Here is a 268-nt window from a genome sequence, read left to right on the forward strand (position 1 = left end):
CTTGTGTCGGATATTGATTGCCGCATTGATATCTCGGTCATGTTCAACTCCACATTCAGGGCATTGCCAGATACGCTTATGTAGTGGCATTTCTGACATCTTATGACCGCAACAATGACAGGTTTTCGAACTGGCAAACCATTGCTCCAGTTTTACCAGATGGACGCCTTTTTTCTGCGGCTTTATATTCCAGCTTTTGTGATAAAACCATGCCAGCCTGCATCACCGATAGCGCGAGCCAGACAGTGGTTTTTCATCATATTCGCCG

General features: G+C 45.9%; 1 pseudogene. It reads right to left on the reverse strand.

The features are described from left to right. Nucleotides 1-268, reverse strand: a pseudogene (locus BHE89_RS01860) (RNA-guided endonuclease InsQ/TnpB family protein); the annotation flags it as partial.

Source organism: Shigella sp. FC1967, assembly GCF_001743005.1.
In the GTDB taxonomy this organism is placed as follows: Bacteria; Pseudomonadota; Gammaproteobacteria; order Enterobacterales; family Enterobacteriaceae; genus Proteus.